Source organism: Clostridium psychrophilum, assembly GCF_018861705.1.
In the GTDB taxonomy this organism is placed as follows: domain Bacteria; phylum Bacillota; class Clostridia; order Clostridiales; family Clostridiaceae; genus Clostridium_AD; species Clostridium_AD psychrophilum.
Genome location: NZ_JAHLEC010000045.1, coordinates 1 through 17809 on the forward strand (window position 1 = coordinate 1; position 17809 = coordinate 17809).

General features: G+C 29.7%; 17 protein-coding genes. All 17 read left to right on the top strand.

What is annotated here, in order from left to right; translation table 11 throughout:
• The first annotated feature begins 253 nt into the window (after nt 1–253).
• Nucleotides 254–1309: a type IV pilus twitching motility protein PilT gene (locus KPL38_RS10835; RefSeq protein WP_216289150.1), complete on the top strand. Its 1056-nt coding sequence runs from the start codon at nt 254–256 to the stop codon at nt 1307–1309.
• Between the two features lie 370 nt (nt 1310–1679).
• Nucleotides 1680–2942: a cell division protein FtsA gene (gene ftsA, locus KPL38_RS10840; protein WP_216289151.1), complete on the top strand. Its 1263-nt coding sequence runs from the start codon at nt 1680–1682 to the stop codon at nt 2940–2942.
• A gap of 15 nt (nt 2943–2957) precedes the next feature.
• The gene (gene ftsZ / locus KPL38_RS10845; RefSeq protein ID WP_216289152.1) at nt 2958–4049 is read left to right on the top strand and encodes a cell division protein FtsZ; all 1092 of its coding nucleotides are present in this window, start codon (nt 2958–2960) and stop codon (nt 4047–4049) included.
• Between the two features lie 289 nt (nt 4050–4338).
• Nucleotides 4339–5145, top strand: coding sequence for a sigma-E processing peptidase SpoIIGA (gene spoIIGA / locus KPL38_RS10850; protein ID WP_216289153.1), 807 nt, complete (start codon nt 4339–4341; stop codon nt 5143–5145).
• Between the two features lie 56 nt (nt 5146–5201).
• A complete protein-coding gene (gene sigE, locus KPL38_RS10855) occupies nt 5202–5909 on the top strand; it encodes an RNA polymerase sporulation sigma factor SigE (RefSeq protein ID WP_216289154.1) in 708 nt (235 codons plus the stop codon).
• Between the two features lie 290 nt (nt 5910–6199).
• The gene (locus KPL38_RS10860) at nt 6200–6460 is read left to right on the top strand and encodes a YlmC/YmxH family sporulation protein (RefSeq protein ID WP_216289155.1); all 261 of its coding nucleotides are present in this window, start codon (nt 6200–6202) and stop codon (nt 6458–6460) included.
• Between the two features lie 60 nt (nt 6461–6520).
• Nucleotides 6521–6976 carry a transcriptional regulator NrdR gene (gene nrdR / locus KPL38_RS10865; protein WP_216289156.1) on the top strand — a complete coding sequence of 152 codons (456 nt, stop codon included), beginning with the start codon at nt 6521–6523 and terminating at the stop codon, nt 6974–6976.
• Nucleotides 6977–7048: 72 nt separating this feature from the next.
• Nucleotides 7049–7759, top strand: coding sequence for a peptidoglycan editing factor PgeF (pgeF, locus tag KPL38_RS10870; RefSeq protein WP_216289157.1), 711 nt, complete (start codon nt 7049–7051; stop codon nt 7757–7759).
• 30 nt (nt 7760–7789) lie between these two features.
• Nucleotides 7790–8485 carry a response regulator gene (locus KPL38_RS10875; protein ID WP_216289158.1) on the top strand — a complete coding sequence of 232 codons (696 nt, stop codon included), beginning with the start codon at nt 7790–7792 and terminating at the stop codon, nt 8483–8485.
• A 2-nt stretch (nt 8486–8487) separates the two neighbouring features.
• Complete coding sequence (gene pnpS / locus KPL38_RS10880) at nt 8488–10191, top strand: two-component system histidine kinase PnpS (protein WP_216289159.1); 1704 nt, start codon at nt 8488–8490, stop codon at nt 10189–10191.
• 188 nt (nt 10192–10379) lie between these two features.
• Nucleotides 10380–11261 carry a phosphate ABC transporter substrate-binding protein gene (locus tag KPL38_RS10885; protein ID WP_216289160.1) on the top strand — a complete coding sequence of 294 codons (882 nt, stop codon included), beginning with the start codon at nt 10380–10382 and terminating at the stop codon, nt 11259–11261.
• Between the two features lie 69 nt (nt 11262–11330).
• Nucleotides 11331–12239: a phosphate ABC transporter permease subunit PstC gene (gene pstC, locus KPL38_RS10890; RefSeq protein WP_216289161.1), complete on the top strand. Its 909-nt coding sequence runs from the start codon at nt 11331–11333 to the stop codon at nt 12237–12239.
• Nucleotides 12239–13126 carry a phosphate ABC transporter permease PstA gene (pstA, locus tag KPL38_RS10895; RefSeq protein WP_216289162.1) on the top strand — a complete coding sequence of 296 codons (888 nt, stop codon included), beginning with the start codon at nt 12239–12241 and terminating at the stop codon, nt 13124–13126. The genes pstC and pstA overlap by 1 nt, the downstream gene beginning before the upstream one ends.
• 11 nt (nt 13127–13137) lie before the next feature.
• Nucleotides 13138–13890 carry a phosphate ABC transporter ATP-binding protein PstB gene (gene pstB / locus KPL38_RS10900; RefSeq protein ID WP_216289163.1) on the top strand — a complete coding sequence of 251 codons (753 nt, stop codon included), beginning with the start codon at nt 13138–13140 and terminating at the stop codon, nt 13888–13890.
• Between the two features lie 24 nt (nt 13891–13914).
• Nucleotides 13915–14571 carry a phosphate signaling complex protein PhoU gene (gene phoU, locus KPL38_RS10905; protein WP_216289164.1) on the top strand — a complete coding sequence of 219 codons (657 nt, stop codon included), beginning with the start codon at nt 13915–13917 and terminating at the stop codon, nt 14569–14571.
• 553 nt (nt 14572–15124) lie between these two features.
• Complete coding sequence (locus KPL38_RS10910) at nt 15125–16492, top strand: DUF512 domain-containing protein (RefSeq protein ID WP_312884190.1); 1368 nt, start codon at nt 15125–15127, stop codon at nt 16490–16492.
• Nucleotides 16492–17808 (top strand): ribosome biogenesis GTPase Der, encoded by a 1317-nt coding sequence (der, locus tag KPL38_RS10915; RefSeq protein ID WP_216289166.1) that lies wholly within the window; start codon nt 16492–16494, stop codon nt 17806–17808. The genes KPL38_RS10910 and der overlap by 1 nt, the downstream gene beginning before the upstream one ends.
• The last annotated feature ends 1 nt before the right edge of the window (nt 17809 follow it).

The window sequence follows — 17809 nt, forward strand, 5'->3', positions numbered from 1 at the left end:
TTTATTGAAATTTTCATATTAATTTACAATATTTTCAAGAGGCATAGCCTAAAATTTGAAATAGCTTAACTCCTACCGGAGAAAATATAGCTTTTTGTGGCTTAATCATAAACTTTATTTGTTAGATAAAATAAAGTTTATACAATTAGGTGAAGAAAATAGAATACTATTGTAAATAGTAAGGTTAGTTAAAAATTCACATTCAAATTACCATAAAATTTGAAAACTTAATTAAAGAACAGGAGGACTAATAATGATACCTCTTAATGAACTACTAGAAAAAACAGTAAAGCAAAATGCATCAGATTTACACTTAACAGTTGGATCGGTACCAGTTATTAGGGTGAATGGATATTTAATAAGAGTAGGTGAAGAAAAATTAACTCCAGAAGATACACAAAAATATTCAAGGGAAATTTTAAAAAAATTTTATGAAGAATATGAAGAGAATGGAGAAATTGATACATCTTATTCTATTGGAGGTCTTGGAAGATTTAGAGTTAATGTATATAAACAAAGGGGAAGCGATACCATAGCTATTAGAGTAGTTGCATTAAAAATACCTACTTTAAAGCAACTTGACCTTCCAGAGGTTGTAAGGGTTCTCACAACCAAACAAAGGGGATTAGTTTTAGTAACAGGACCTACCGGAAGTGGCAAAAGTACAACACTTGCAGCTATGGTTAATGAAATTAATTCTACTAGAGCTTGTAATATTATTACTCTTGAAGATCCTATAGAATATTTGCATAAACACAATAAATCTATTATTAATCAAAGGGAAATTGGAAAAGACAGCAAAAATTACAAAAATGCTTTAAGAGCTATACTTAGAGAAGATCCAGATGTTATATTAGTAGGCGAAATGAGAGATCTTGAAACTATTGCTATTGCTATTACAGCAGCTGAAACTGGGCATTTGGTTTTCTCTACGTTACATACTATAGGCGCAGCAAAAACAGTAGACAGAATAGTGGATGTATTTCCTCCATATCAACAGCAACAAATTAAAGTTCAATTAGCCGCTGTAATGCAGGGCATAATTTCTCAGCAATTGATACCTAAGGTAAATGAAAAAGGAAGAATTGCGGCACTTGAAATAATGATATCAACGCCAGCAATTCAAAACCTCATTCGAGAGGGGAAAACACACCAGTTACAGTCATGTGTTCAAACTGGAGGCAAATATGGTATGAAGACTATGGATATGTCAATTTCAGAATTATATAAAAAAGGCACAATATCTAAAGAAGAAGCAATGACTTACTCAATTGACAATGAAATGATGGTTAGAATGTTATCACTTTAGTGAACAATGAAAAAAAAGCTAAAAGTATATAAAAATTATAGCTTTTAACTTTTTTTAGTATTATTAAAAAAATGGATGTTTTTGTATTTAGATGGATATTCTTAACGATATAATATTGCTTTTTCTATATATTGCTATTATACTTAGTTTAATAGGACAAGTTAGTTTTTAATATCATTAATTTAATGTAATTTACTAATTTGAAATTAAGTTTATATATATCCATAAATATGCAATAAAATGTAATTTGTTTTAGCTGCATTTGAATTTATAATAAATATTTTAGAAAAACGATTTAATTAAGAGGAAAATGATTTTTCTTGTTGAATATATACACTTGAGGTTTCTCTTATGAGGGGGGATAAACTTAATGAATGAACAAAATGAACAAATAGTAGGAATAGATTTAGGATCATCAAAAATATGTGGAGCTGTTGGAAAAGTTAGTAGTAGTGGAAAACTTCAGATTATAGGCATTACATCAGTGGTATGTAGTGGTTTAAATAAATCAGTTGTAATAGATATTGATAGTACAGCTGAAGCTATAAAACAATGCATCACACAATTAGAACGTATGACAGATACACAAATCAGTGAGGTATATATATCATTACCTGGAGGGATATGTGAACTTGTAAGAAATACAGGTATGATTGCAATATCTTCTGAAGACAGAGAAATCAAACAAAATGATGTAGACAGGGTAATAGAAGCAGCTAAACTTATATCAGTTCCATCAGATAAAGAAATAGTAGGAGTTGAGCCTGAACAATATATTGTCGATGGATATGACAATATTAAAGATCCTAGAGGAATGAGTGGAGTTAGGCTAGAAGTCGAAGGACAAGTTGTTATGGCACAATCTACAGTAGTTAGTAATTTATTAAAAAGTGTTAAAAGGGCTGGAATTAAAGTTAATGGTATAGTGCTTCAACCATCAGCAATATCTGAGGCTGTACTTAGAAGAGAAGAGAAAGATATGGGCATAACTCTTGTAGATGTAGGAGCCCAGACTATTGATATATCTATTTACAAGGGCGGAAAATTAAAACATACTTCAATTGTTCAACTAGGTGGAGATAACATCACTAATGATATTTCAGTATGCCTTAAAGTTCCTTTTAGTGAAGGAGAAAGGTTGAAGCTTAAATATGGTAGTCTTATTAAAAGTAAAGAAGAAAATTCTCATAAGATAAGAGTTAAGGATTCATATAATAATTTAATGGAAATTGATAATGATTTATTAGTTGATATAATTCATGCTAGGGTTGAGGAGTTATTACAATTAATAAAAAGAAATTTATTAAATAGTGGATTTTATAAAGATATATCGGGTGTGGTTATAGTTGGTGGAGGTATATCTTTATTTAGAGGGATCAATGAGTTAAGTAAAGAAATATTAAATAAGCCAGTTAGAATAGGTTCTCCAGAATATGTTGGAGCGGCTAGCCCTATATATGTTACAGCAGTAGGGATAGTTATACAGGCTGTTTATAATCTTAAAACTAATAATAGTTCATTTGAAGAAGCAGATGAAAATTCATATGACAACAAATGGTCAAAAAATAAAAATATAAAAGGAAAAAATGGAATTGCATCTAAAGTTAAAGGCTTTTTTGCAGATTTTTTCTAAAGAGGAGGTAATGTTGTGCTAGATTTTGATGTTGATGTTCAAGAATTTGCTCAGATAAAGGTAATTGGGTGTGGAGGTGGAGGAAACAATGCTATAAACAGAATGATTATTGAGGGACTTAAAAATGTAGAATTTATAGCTATAAATACAGATAAACAAGCTTTAATTCTTTCACATGCGGTTCAAAAAATCCAAATTGGTGATAAACTTACTAAGGGTCTGGGAGCAGGTGCTAATCCAGAAATAGGTATGAAAGCAGCAGAAGAAAGCAAAGAAGAAATTTCTCAAGCGATAAAGGGAGCAGATATGGTATTTATTACTGCGGGTATGGGAGGCGGCACAGGTACTGGTGCAGCACCCGTAGTTGCAGAAATTGCTAAATCTATGGGAATATTAACTGTAGGCGTTGTAACAAAACCATTCCCATTTGAAGGACGAAAAAGAATGATTAATGCTGAAATGGGAATAAAGACTCTTAAGGAAGTAGTAGATACATTAGTAACAATTCCAAATGAAAGATTGCTAACAATGGTAGATAAAAAAACAACATTAATGGATTCTTTTAAAATGGCAGATGATGTATTGAGACAAGGTTGCCAAGGTATATCTGATTTGATTACTATACCAGGTCTTGTAAATCTAGATTTTGCTGATGTTAGAACAATAATGCTTGCTAAAGGACTTGCACATATGGGTGTTGGTAATGCCTCGGGTGATACTAGGGCGCAAGATGCAGCAAAACAAGCTATCTCAAGCCCTTTACTTGAAACTTCCATAGTTGGTGCTACCGGTGTTCTTTTAAACATTACCGGTGGAACTGACCTCGGTTTACTTGAAATTAATGAAGCAGCAGAAATTGTACAAGAAGCAGCTGACCCAGATGCTAATATTATATTTGGAGCAGTTATAGATGAAAATTTAAAAGATGAAATACGAATAACAGTTATTGCAACTGGTTTTGAAAATGATAAAGTAGTTCATCATGAGACTCCAATAAAATCTAAAGTAAGAGAAACAGCTAAACCAATTGAAGAAGTTGCCTCAACCAGAGAATATGAAGATTCTGATTTAGAAATCCCAGCTTTTTTAAGAAGACAAAGCAAATAATATATTTTAAAGTGCCTTTAAGGCACTTTATTTGCGTTTAAGACAAAATCAATTGCTTATAGGACATATTTCCCTATGTAATATAATTGCTCAAGCTAAAGCCGTGTTAATAGGTTTAGTTAATGCAATTAATTTATAGGAAATATGTCTTTTTTTTATTATATTTTTAATTATAATAATATGGGAACTAGTGACGTTTTATAGAAGAATAAAAAAATATAAATATAGTAAAAAATGACAAAATTTTGATTGCAAAAGTTATATAATAATTTCATGGGAGGAGGAGCAAGTGATAGTATATGTAGATGTTCTTTTATTGGTTAATTTTATAGTTAATTTATTCATATTGCATGTTACTGTTCAAACATTAAGAAAAAGAGTAAAGTTTGTCTGGATGTGTTTATCAAGTTTTGTGGGTAGTTTATATGTTTTAACAGTATTATATCCAAACCTTAAGTGTTTAACATACTTTCCTTTTAAAATCTTAATATTAATTGCAATGATTATTATTGCTTTTAGGGAAAAGAATATTCTATTTATTGCTAAGGCATCTTTAGTATTTTTATTAAATTCAGTCCTTTTAGCAGGAATGTGTTTACTAATTCAAATGAATAGCACTAAAGGGATGTCATTCAATGTAATCATAATAAATTTTCCTTATGAGAAATTAATGCTTTCAGTAATGATAATTTATATATTGATATATAGAATAATGATTTTTATAGCAGATAGAAAAAAAATGTCGACGCTTATATACACTATTGATATTATAAATAAAAATTATAAAAAGACTATTAAAGCATTTTTAGATACTGGAAATGAGCTTCGAGAACCTGCTACTAAATTACCAGTATTAATTGTTGAAAGAGATATGCTAAGCGAAATTATCCTAGATAAAAACAATACTTACTTAATTCCTTATAATGTAGTAAATGGCACAAATGGAAAACTTATAGGATTTAAGCCAGAGTATATTAGTATTCATATTGATAAAAATAATATTGAAACAAAGGATGTAATTATAGCCTTATGCGAGTATAAATTAAGCAAAGAAAACGATTATAATGGCTTAATGTCTAGAGGAATACTTAGCTAATAAGGTGTAAAAACAATTAATTATTATATAACAATAATAGAGTGAAGGAGGATATTATGTTTAATTTTAAAGTGATGATAAACAGATTATTTGCAAAGTTTAAAATGTTTTCAAACAATTTGTTTTATATAGGAGGAAATGATGCACTCCCTCCCCCTTTAACGAAAGATGAGGAATATGAGTTAGTAAATAAATTAGATACAGGTGATAAACAGATAAGGGCTACTTTGATTGAAAGAAATTTAAGACTTGTAGTTTATATAGCAAGAAAGTTTGAGAATACAGGTATAAATGTTGAGGATTTAATTTCTGTAGGTACCATAGGGCTTATAAAAGCAGTAAACACATTTGATCCTGAAAAGCAAATTAAGCTAGCTACATATGCTTCTAGATGTATTGAAAATGAAATTTTAATGTATCTTAGGAGAAATAGTAAAATCAAAACAGAAATTTCACTCTATGAGCCATTAAATGTTGACTGGGACGGTAATGAATTGTTACTCTCAGACATCATTGGTACAGACAACGATGTAGTTTACAATATCATTGAAGAAGATGTGGATAAACAATTACTTTGGCTTGCTATGCAAAGATTAAATTCAAGGGAGAAAGAGATTGTTCAGTTGAGATTTGGGCTAAATGGAACTATTGAAAAAACACAAAAGGAAGTGGCAGATATACTTGGGATATCACAATCTTATATATCAAGACTTGAAAAAAGAATAATTAAAAGATTGCAAAAAGAAATTAACAAAATGGTGTAGAAAAATTTAAAAGGGCTCTTTAATAGGGCCCTTTTGTAAGCATATTTTTAAACCAATTATAAAAGAATCTTATTAAAACAGATTAATTTAATGTTAGTTGTTAGCGTTCTTATCAGCTTGTTATTTATTTAAATAGAACTTAGAAACTTTTAAATTGTCTAAATTATAAATAATAATTTTAATGTTTTATGAATATAAATAATATAATGTGTGTGTATTAAAAAAATAGGCTAGCATAGCAACTAGATGATTTGATAAGAAGTTTTAAAAAACTTGTGGGGGGTAATAAAATGGAAAGCTTAATGTTTGCAATAAATAACTTAAGACAGATGGAAATTATAGATATAAATTCCGGATCAAAATTAGGATATATCAAAGATTTCAAAGTAGATTGTGATGATTATAGAATTATTTCAATTCTTCTTCCAACTCAAAAATCATCTTGGTTTAATAAAAATAATAGTGTTGAGATACCTTGGGATAAAATAAAAAAAATTGGTGTAGATGTAATTCTTGTGGATGGTAGCGATGTAAATATAGAAAATGAATAAGAAAAAGTGTATACTGTTCTTATGTTTGCTAACTATATTAGGAAAAGGGCGTGAATTACATTGAAATGTCCATATTGCAGTTGTGAAGAAAGTAAGGTAGTTGATTCTAGATCAACAGATGATAATATTGCTATTAGAAGAAGAAGAGAGTGTCTAAATTGTAATAAGCGATATACTACGTATGAAAAAGTGGAAGATGTGCCTATTTTAATAATAAAGAAGGATAATAATAGAGAATATTTTGATAGGACAAAAATACTGAATGGTCTTATGAAGGCATGTCAAAAGAGGCCAGTTTCACGTAAACAAATAGAAACCATCTGCGATGAGGTAGAACAACAACTAAATAATGAAATGCTTACAGAAGTAAAATCGGATTATATAGGAGAAATTATCATGAGCATATTAAAGAATGTAGATGAGGTATCTTATGTGAGATTTGCTTCAGTATATAGGCAATTTAAAGATATTAACACATTTATGGAAGAAATAAGAAAATTAATGTCTAAGGAGTAAGATTGCCCTTAGGCATTTTTGTTTTTAAAAAATTATAGCATTTTACAAAAATATATATTGTCGAGGTGAAAAATGGATATTGATGTTGCTAATAATTATGAATTAATAAAGTTTCAAGATGATAATGCGGTAATTGTGTTCTCAACAGCAAAAAATGGGCTGAATTATAATAAAAATGAGAAGATTGGTTTGTTAAATCTAGAAAAAATCAAGAAGAATTATAAGTTGCAAGGTATTGGTTACTTAAATCAGATTCATAGTGATATAATTTTGAATTTTGATGGCAATATTAGAGATGGGGATGCTTTAATAACAGATAAAAGAAAACTAGCTATAGGTGTGTTTACAGCAGATTGTGTGCCTGTGATTTTAGTAGACACTAGATTAGGTGTAATAGCGGCTGTGCATAGTGGGTGGAAAGGTACAAAACTAATGATAGTAAGTAAGACCATAGAAAAGTTAATGCATGATTATGGTTCAAGTGCTAATGATATTAAGGCTTATATTGGACCACACATTGATGTATGTTGTTACGAAGTTAGCTCTGAACTTGTAGAGGAGTTTACTAGTGAAGCAATTTATAGTAATATTAAAATTAGTAATGGCAATAAACTTGACTTAGAAAAATGTATTTTAACACAACTTAGAGAAAAAAGCATTCAAGAAAAAAATATTAGCACTACTAACATTTGTACTGCTTGTAACACGCAATATGAACTATACTCTTATAGAACTTGTGAAAATAAACAAGGAAGGATGTTTTCTTTTGTTTATTTAAAATAATATAAGTGTGAAAAATATGGAGGGATTAACATGGCCGAAGAAAAAATATTAGTGGTGGATGATGAAGAACATATACAGGAACTAATTAAATTTAATTTGGAAAAGAATGGTTATAAAGTTATATGTGCTAATAATGGTATCGACGCTTTAAAACTTGCCAAAGAACAATTACCAAAACTAATATTACTAGATTTAATGTTACCAGGAATGGATGGATTAGATGTGTGCAAAGAAATAAGAAAAGATTCAAATATGTTAAATATGCCTATAATAATGATAACAGCAAAAGGAGAAGAAATAGATAAAATTATAGGACTTGAGTTAGGGGCTGATGATTATATTACAAAGCCGTTTTCAGTTAGAGAGATGGTTGCAAGAGTAAAAGCAATACTTCGAAGAACTACTATGGAAATAGTAGAAAAAACTTTTAAAATTGGAAATTTAGCTATTGATTTTGGAAAACATGAGGTCTTGAAAAGTGAAATTAAGGTTGATTTAACATTAAAAGAGTTTGAATTACTTCAGATATTAATAAAAAATAAAGGAAGAGTTATGACTAGAGACTTTCTACTAGATAAAATATGGGGTTATGAATATGTGGGAGAAACAAGAACCGTAGATGTTCATATAAGACACTTAAGACAAAAAATTGAAGAAGACGATAAAAATCCAGTGTATATCCAAACTATTAGAGGAATAGGATATAGATTTAATTTTGGAGAATGATAATGAAGAGAAAATTATTAATATATTTATTAAGTACTGTAATTTTTATATTTATAGTAGTAACAACGTTAATTATATCTATTTTTAATTATGAATATGAACAAAATCTAAAAAGTAAGTTACAAACCAATAATAGTATAATAATTAGTTTGTTCCAAAGCAATAATCTGAAAGACTATAGAAAATTTTTCAAGAAAAATTTAGTAAGTTCAGATTTGAGAGTTACATATATTAATAAAAATGGTAAAGCTATTTATGATTCAACTGTAAATGAAGAAACTTTAGATAATCATAATGATAGGCAAGAAATAATAAAAGCAAGAAAAACTGGTAACGGATTTACAATGAGATATAGTAATACTACGAAAAAGAATATGATGTATTTTGCAACTACTTTTGGTGATGGTTTTATTATTAGAAGTTCTATGCCCATCAAAATTGTGAATGGACTTGGTAGCAAATATTTTCAATTTTACATTTTAGCCATAATATTCTTGGCATTAATAACAATTTGGTTTTCATTAAGATTATCCCATAATATAGTAAAACCCATTACTGACTTGATTTTTATTACTTCAAGAATTAGCAAGGGTGAATTCCATAGAAGAGTTAGAATATTATCAGATGGTGAAATAGGTGAGCTAGCTAAAAATTTTAATGAGATGGCAGATAAACTAGAGATTACATTAAATGAAGTTACTGACAAACAAAATAGATTAGAAGCTATTCTACAAAGTATGGATAGCGGTGTTATAGCAGTGGATAGAAAAAATAAGGTTATAATAATTAATCCATATGCTAAAAAAATATTTGGAATTACTAAAGATATTATAGGGCAAAATCTTCTCGATAATATACGAAATTTTGAATTAGAACATATTTTTAATAATAGTGATGATAATTATAAAGAAATAAAAATAACTTGGCCAGAAGAAAGAGAACTAAGAATAAAAACTGCAGGTATAATTAATGCGAATAAACATATTGGTACTGTGGCTGTTGTACAATATATTACTGAAGTAAAAAGATTAGAGAAAATGAGAACTCAGTTTGTAGCAAATGTTTCGCATGAGCTCAAGACTCCATTAACATCTATTAAAGGGTTTGCAGAAACTCTTAAATATGTTGAAGATGTTCAAACGAAGGAAAAATTTTTAAATATAATTGATGAAGAAGTTGAGAGGTTAACTAGATTAATTACTGATATTTTAACTCTTTCACATATAGAACAACAAAAAGAAATTAAAAATGAAAGAATTGATGTTAATAAAATAATTGATGGTGTCTACAACTTGATGAAAAATACAGCGAATTTGAAAGGGATTCAGCTTATTGTTAAAAACAAGGAAATAAAGATAATTACTGGAGATAAAGATAAGTTTAAACAAATGCTAATTAATTTAGTGGACAATGCACTAAATTATTCTGAAAATGGAGATAGCGTTAATATTGGAATGGAAAGCATGGATAATAAATTTGTTTTATGGGTTGAAGATACAGGAGTTGGAATAGCTAAGAAACAAATACCACGTATTTTCGAAAGATTCTACAGAGTTGATAAGGCTCGTTCAAGGTCTAAAGGTGGCACGGGACTAGGACTTGCGATAGTTAAGCATATAGTGATTCAATTTAATGGAAGAATATATGTTGAAAGTGAATTAGGTATAGGTAGCAAATTTATAGTAGAAATTCCATACAATGAATAAAAATAAAGCTATTACGGCACTATAGTAATAGCTTTATTTTTATTCATTGTTAAGTTTAATTAACAATAGATAAACTTAAGTTAACTTTGACATAATACAAAGTTAACTTAACGGGTGTAATATAATAAGTGTAATAAATAGTGAATAAAACAATTTGAATTTAGAATGAATGAATGGGGGCAATATTAATGACGAGGAAAAACTTAAAATTTATGGTAGCGGCACTAGCAGTTGCAATGACAGCAGGAATTTTTACTGGCTGTGCAGGTAAATCAACTTCTGAAACTAAGCAAACTGGATTGTCCGGTTCGATAACTGCATCAGGATCAACTGCACTTCAGCCTTTAGCCGATTTAGCTTCCCAAAAATTTACCGATAAAAACCCAGGAGCAACTGTAAGCGTACAAGGTGGTGGAAGCGGTACAGGACTTACACAAGTATCAAGTGGTAGTTCACAAATAGGTAATTCCGATATATATGCAAAGGACAAAACTGGCATCGATGCAACTGCATTAAAAGATAACAAGGTGTGTGTTATAGGATTTGCAGCAGTAACAAATAAAAAAGCTAATGTTACGTCATTAACAAAACAGCAGTTAATAGGTATATTTACTGGAAAAATAAAAAACTGGAAAGAAGTCGGCGGAGCTGACATAAAAATTACTATTATAAATAGAGCGAAATCTTCAGGAACTAGAGCAACATTTATAAAATATGCTTTAGACGGTAAGCAAGAAGCTGCTGGATTAACAGAAGATTCAAGTGGAGCTGTTGAAAAAGTAGTTAAACAAACTGATGGAGCAATTAGTTATTTGGCATTATCTTATTTCGCCGATGCAACTAAAAAAGAAGGCTTAAACGTATTGAAGATTGATGGCGTAGAAGCAACTACAGCAAATATAACTACAGATAAATATAAAATTTGGTCATATGAACATATGTATACTAAAGGTGAATCTACAGGAGTAACAAAAGCATTCTTAACTTATATGTTAAGTGATGAAATGAAAGCATCAATAGTAAAATTAGGATATATTCCAATGGCAGATATGAAAGCTACAAGAGATTAATGTTCTCTAAAGGCTGGGTAAACCCAGTCTTTATTTTGCATTAAAATAATATCTTTGAGGTAAATTAATATGAAAAAAAATGATAAGAAAAAATTCTTTTTAAAACTTAAAAATGAGTATTTAGGACGTGGATATGCAACATTATGTGGCGCGATTATAGTCATTCTTACATTTACAATCATACTATTTCTAACAACTAAAGGGCTAAATACTTTTATAAAGCATGGATACTCGATATTTAATTTTATATTCTCAGGAGATTGGAATCCAGATGGTGGAGACTCAATTAATCCTCAATTTGGAACTCTAATATTTATCCTTGCATCTACACTTGTGTCTTTTCTTGCGGTGATTGTTAGTGCACCTATTGGGGTTGCCCTAGCAATATTTATGAATGTAATCTCACCTAAACTTGGCACTAAAGTTCTTCAACCTGCTATAGAATTATTTGTTGGTATACCATCAGTTGTTTATGGTTGGATAGGAGTAAGTGTATTAGTACCTTTTATTAAACTTTGGTTTGGAGGAATTGGATTTAGTCTCCTTGCAGGAGTACTTGTTATAAGCGTAATGATTTTACCAACAATTACAAGCATTTCCTCTGATGCTATAAGAACTATACCTAAAGATTATATAGAAGCATCTTATGGACTTGGAGCAACAAGATGGCAAACTATAATTAAGGTAATTGTTCCTGCAGCTAAAAGTGGAATATTAACAGGAATAGTACTGGGAGTTTCAAGGGCTTTTGGAGAAGCACTTGCCGTTCAAATGGTTATAGGTAATTCAATTACATTCCCTAAGGGATTGCTTGGAACAACATCAACATTGACAAGTATTCTTACTATGGATATGGCAAATACTGTTTCTGGTACACCTTGGAATGATGCATTATGGTCAATGGCATTGCTACTTCTTATAATTTCTTTCATATTCATACTTATAATTAGAAAAATTGGGAAAAGGGGTGAGGCATAATGAGTGCTAAAGTTAAAGATAAGATAGCAACAATAGTTTTATACATAATTTCTGCTTTAGTAATTCTATTGCTAGTAAGCCTAATTGGTTATATAATGTATAATGGAAGACAATCGTTAAATCTAAAGTTTTTACTTGGTGAACCAAAGATTGGAGAAGCAGGTGGAGGAATTGGACGTCAATTGTATAATTCAATACATTTACTTGTAATAACACTTATAATTACTATACCACTAGGTGTGGGAGCTGGAATATATTTAGCTGAATACGCAAAAGAGGGTAAAATTTTAAATGTTATAAGGTTATCTATCGAAACAATGGCATCATTACCTTCCATTGTTGTTGGTTTATTTGGTCTCTTAATTTTTGTTAACATGGCAAATTGGGGATATTCTCTTATTGCTGGAGCGTTAGCAATAACTATAATAAATTTACCAGGAATGACAAGAGTTTGTGAAAATGCAATTAAAACAGCTTCATACGATGTTGAGGAAGCTAGTTTAGGATTAGGAGCTACAAGGTGGCAGACTATTAAAAATGTTATATTGCCATCTGCAATGCCGCAAATTTTAACAGGCGTTATACTTGCTGCAGGAAGAATATTTGGAGAAGCTGCGGCTTTATTATATACTGCTGGTATGAGCGCACCGACGTTAAACTTTACTACTTTAAGTTTAACTAATAAGATTTCAGCTTATAGTGTATTAAGGCCAGCTGAAACTTTATCCGTTTATATATGGAAACTGAATTCTGAAGGAATGGTACCCGATGCTACAAAAATAGCAAATGGTGCTTCGGCAGTTTTAATAATAGCAGTACTTATATTTAATATATCTGCTAGAATAATCGGTAAAAAAATATATGAATCTCATGCAGGAAGCAAATAGGAGGTAACAATATGGGAATAGTTATAACAAAGAATTTAAATCTATATTATGGAAGTACTCAAGCATTAAAAAATATAAATATTGATATAGAGAAAAATTCGGTTACCGCCCTTATAGGTCCATCAGGGTGTGGTAAATCAACATTTTTGCGTACAATTAATAGGATGAATGATTTAATTGATTCTGTTAAAATAGATGGTGAAGTAATATATGAAAATAAAAATATATATGATCCTGACTATGATGTTATAGAACTAAGGAAAAAAATAGGCATGGTATTTCAAAAAGCAAATCCTTTTCCTATGTCAATCTATGATAATGTAGCTTATGGTCCTCGAATTCACGGAATTAAGAATAAAAAACAACTTGATGAAATTGTAGAGAAGAGCTTAAAGGGAGCTGTGCTCTGGGATGAAGTAAAAGATAGACTAAAAAAGAGTGCATTAGGGCTATCAGGTGGTCAACAACAAAGACTTTGTATTGCAAGAACTCTGGCTGTAGAACCTGAAGTTATACTTATGGATGAACCAACTTCAGCATTAGATCCAATATCTACTTTGAAAATTGAGGAACTTATGGATGTCTTGAAGAAAAAGTATACAGTAATAATTGTTACTCATAATATGCAACAAGCAGGTAGAATTTCTGATTATACTGCTTTTTTCTTAAATGGAGAAATTGTTGAAGATGGAAAAACTGAGGAAATATTTTATAAACCTAAGGATAAAAGAACAGAAGATTACATAACAGGAAGATTCGGTTAAAATATAGCAAGGAAGGTGATTAATATGATAAGAAAAGCATTTGAAGCAAACATACAAGAGCTTCACAATGATTTAATTAGGATGGGAAGCATAGTAGAAAAACAAATTCATGACTGCATTGATGCTTTAGTCACTAAAGATGTTGAAAAAGCTAAAAAAATAATGAAGGACGATGATATTGTTGACGATTTAGAACGGGAGATAGAAAACAAAGCAATAAGATTAATTGCTATGCAAGCTCCTTTAGCAATAGATTTAAGAAATATTTTTACTACAACAAAAATAGTAACTGATCTTGAACGAATGGCTGATTATGCTGTTGATGTTGCTAAAATCATAGTAAGAATAAAAGATGAAAAATATGTAAAACAGTTAGTTAGCATACCTAGAATGGGTGAATTAGTTGTGCTTATGATAAGGGATGCCTTGGATGCCTATGTTGCAGGTGATGTTGATAAGGCATATGAAGTTTGTAAAAGAGATGATCAAGTAGATAAACTATATAAGGAAGTATTTAATGAACTTCTACAAGTGATGATAAAAAATCAGGACACAATAAATCAATCTACTCAGCTTTTATTTATTTGTAAGTGGTTAGAGCGAATGGCTGATCATACAACAAACATATGTGAATGGACAATTTATTTAGTTACAGGAGAAAAAAACAATTTAAATGAATAGTTCTTATAAGAACACAAAATAGTATAATAAAAGAAACAACTTATACTAGTACAGAAATATGTAATAATTATAACCTTATAGAAGTTTTTACGATAACAAAAATATTATAGTGCTTTTTTCTGGATAGTGGTATAATTAAGTAAATTGGTTTCTACCATTAAATTATAATTAAAATTGTATTAATAGAATGATAATAAAGATCGTTTAGAAAATATATTTTTAAATTAAAAGGTAAGAAGATTATAAGAGAATATAGCATAGAAGTATTTTAGTACCTCCTTCTTAGGAGGTATTTTTATTCTGTAATAAATCATGTGGTATGCTTGAATTTTAAGTAATGGCACCTGAAAAATAGCAAATTAAGCCATATATGCTTTTTTTTCTTCTTTTAGAGGCGAATGCGTTGACTTAGGTATTTAATTCATGTAATATTACTAATGGAATCCTATAATTTATTAAAAAATTAATTATTTATTATAAATTTAGGATTAAATATTTAGAGGTAATACCTATAATGATTTAGTATTTCTAATTCCTCATAAAGCCTTTTAACATAAAGGTTACTTACAAACAGGAGGTAAAAATGAAAAACCAAATAGCTAAAATACTTCCAGGAAGTATTGCAGAAGAAGTTGATTTAGAGGTAGGAGATAGATTAATTAGTATAAATGGAAATGAAGTAATAGATATTATAGATTACAAATTTTTAATTACTGATGAACTTATTAATATTGAAATTGAGAAGGTTAATGGTGAAGTTTGGGAGATTGAAATTGAAAAGGAATATGATGAAGATTTGGGAATCCAATTTATCGAAGCAATTTTAGATAAGCCCAAAAGTTGTCATAATAATTGTATATTTTGTTTTATTGACCAATTACCAGAGGGAATGAGAGACACTTTATATTTTAAGGATGATGATTCAAGATTATCGTTTTTTCAAGGTAATTTTGTGACATTAACTAATATGGAGGAAGTAGATATTGATAGAATTATTAACTATAAAATAAGTCCTATAAATGTATCGGTTCACACTACTGATATTGAACTTAGAAAGGTAATGTTAAATAATAAATTTGCTGGAAATGTTTATGATAGGTTAAAGAGGTTAGCTGAAGCTGGAATTAAAATTAATTGTCAAGTCGTTGCTTGTCCGGGAATAAATAACGGGGTTGAGCTTATAAAAACTATTGAGGATTTATATAAACTTTATCCAAGTATTGAAAATTTAGCAGTTGTACCAGTTGGAGTAACTAAATATAGGGATGGCTTGTTTAAGTTAACCTTGTATGATAAATATTCTTCAATACAAGAAATCCAAAGTGTAAAACTTCTACAAGAAAAATATATTATTCAAATAGGTTCACCTTTCGTAAGGTTGTCTGATGAATTTTATGTTACAGCTGAAATTGATGTTCCAGAGGAAAAGTTTTATGATGGTTACCAACAATTAGAAGATGGTATTGGTATGATAAGGCTATTAAGAAGTGTTATTGATGAAGATTTGGCAACGTTAAAACCAAATAATATAGGTGATTTTACCTTTGTAACTGGTCATTCAGCATTCAAAGAAATATCAAAGGTAGCTGAGAAAATTACTGCATGTAACAATAAAATTAAGATTGACGTTAAAGAAATAACAAACAATTTTTTTGGTGAAACAATCACTGTAGCAGGTCTTTTAACCGGTAGTGATATAATTAAGCAATTAAGTGATGAAAAGCTAGGTGAATTTTTGATGATCCCTAGCAATATGCTGAAAAGCGGATATGAATTAGGAAACTATGAAGATCAAATATTTTTAGATAATATTACTGTAAGTGATATAGAGAAAAGTTTAAAAACGAAAGTTTTAATATGTGATTATTCAGGAGAAGACCTAATTCATATATTAAACCTAAATAGTCGGGAGGAAAAATAATGGTAAAACCAATAGTAGCAATAGTAGGAAGGCCAAATGTTGGAAAATCTACTTTATTTAATAAGTTAGCAGGTAAAAGAATATCAATAGTTGAAGATACACCAGGTGTAACAAGAGATAGGGTGTATGCTAATGCTGATTGGCTAAGGCATAATTTTACAATAATTGATACAGGTGGTATTGAAGTTGAAAGTCAGGACATCATTTTAGCTCAAATGAGAAGACAAGCACAAATAGCAATAGAAACAGCAGATGTTATAGTCTTTATTGTGGATGGTAAAGAAGGGCTTACAGGTTCAGATTATGAAGTTGCTCAAATGCTTAGAAAAAGTAAAAAGCCAATAATACTTGTAGTAAACAAAATAGATCATCTTGAGCTAGAAGCTAATGCTTTTGAATTTTACAATTTAGGTATAGGTACTCCTATAGCTATTTCAGCAACACAAGGACTTGGACTTGGTGATATGTTAGATGAAGTAGTGGCACATTTTGATAGTGTTTATTCAGCTACAGAAGATGCAGAATATATTCAAGTTGCAGTGGTAGGTAAACCTAATGTCGGTAAATCATCATTAATAAATAGAATGCTTGGAGAAGATAGAAACATAGTAACTGCGATTGCAGGAACAACTAGAGATGCAATTGATAGTAGATTAGAAACTAAAGAAGGTAAATTTGTACTTATTGATACTGCAGGAATAAGGAGAAAGAGTAAAGTAGAACAAGGTATTGAAAGATACAGTGTTATCAGATCACTTGAGGCTGTTGAGAGAGCTGATGTAGTTATACTTATGATTACAGCTACTGAAGAATTAAGTGATCAAGATGAGAAAATTATAGGATATGCTCATGAAATGAAAAAGGCAATCTTGGTGATAGTAAATAAATGGGATCTTATTGAGAAAGATGACAAGACTATGATAGAATTTAAAAATAGAATTCAAGCCGGATTAAACTTTATGGCATATGCACCTTATTTATTTATATCTGCTAAAACAGGTCAAAGGGTAAATAAGGTATTGTCAACGGTTAAAGAATGTTTTGATAATTACTCAAAAAGAATTTCTACAGGAATACTAAATGAGGTTATAAATAAAGCTGTACTTATGAAAGAACCTCCAACAGTAGCAAATAAGAGACTTAGAATATTTTACGTTACACAAGTGGGTTCTAAGCCACCAACATTTGTATTCTTTGTAAATAGACCCAATTTATTACACTTTTCTTACCAAAGATATTTAGAAAATCAATTGAGAAATAGTTTTGATTTCAGTGGAACAGGAATAAAATTAGTATTTAGGGAAAGGAAGGAGTAAA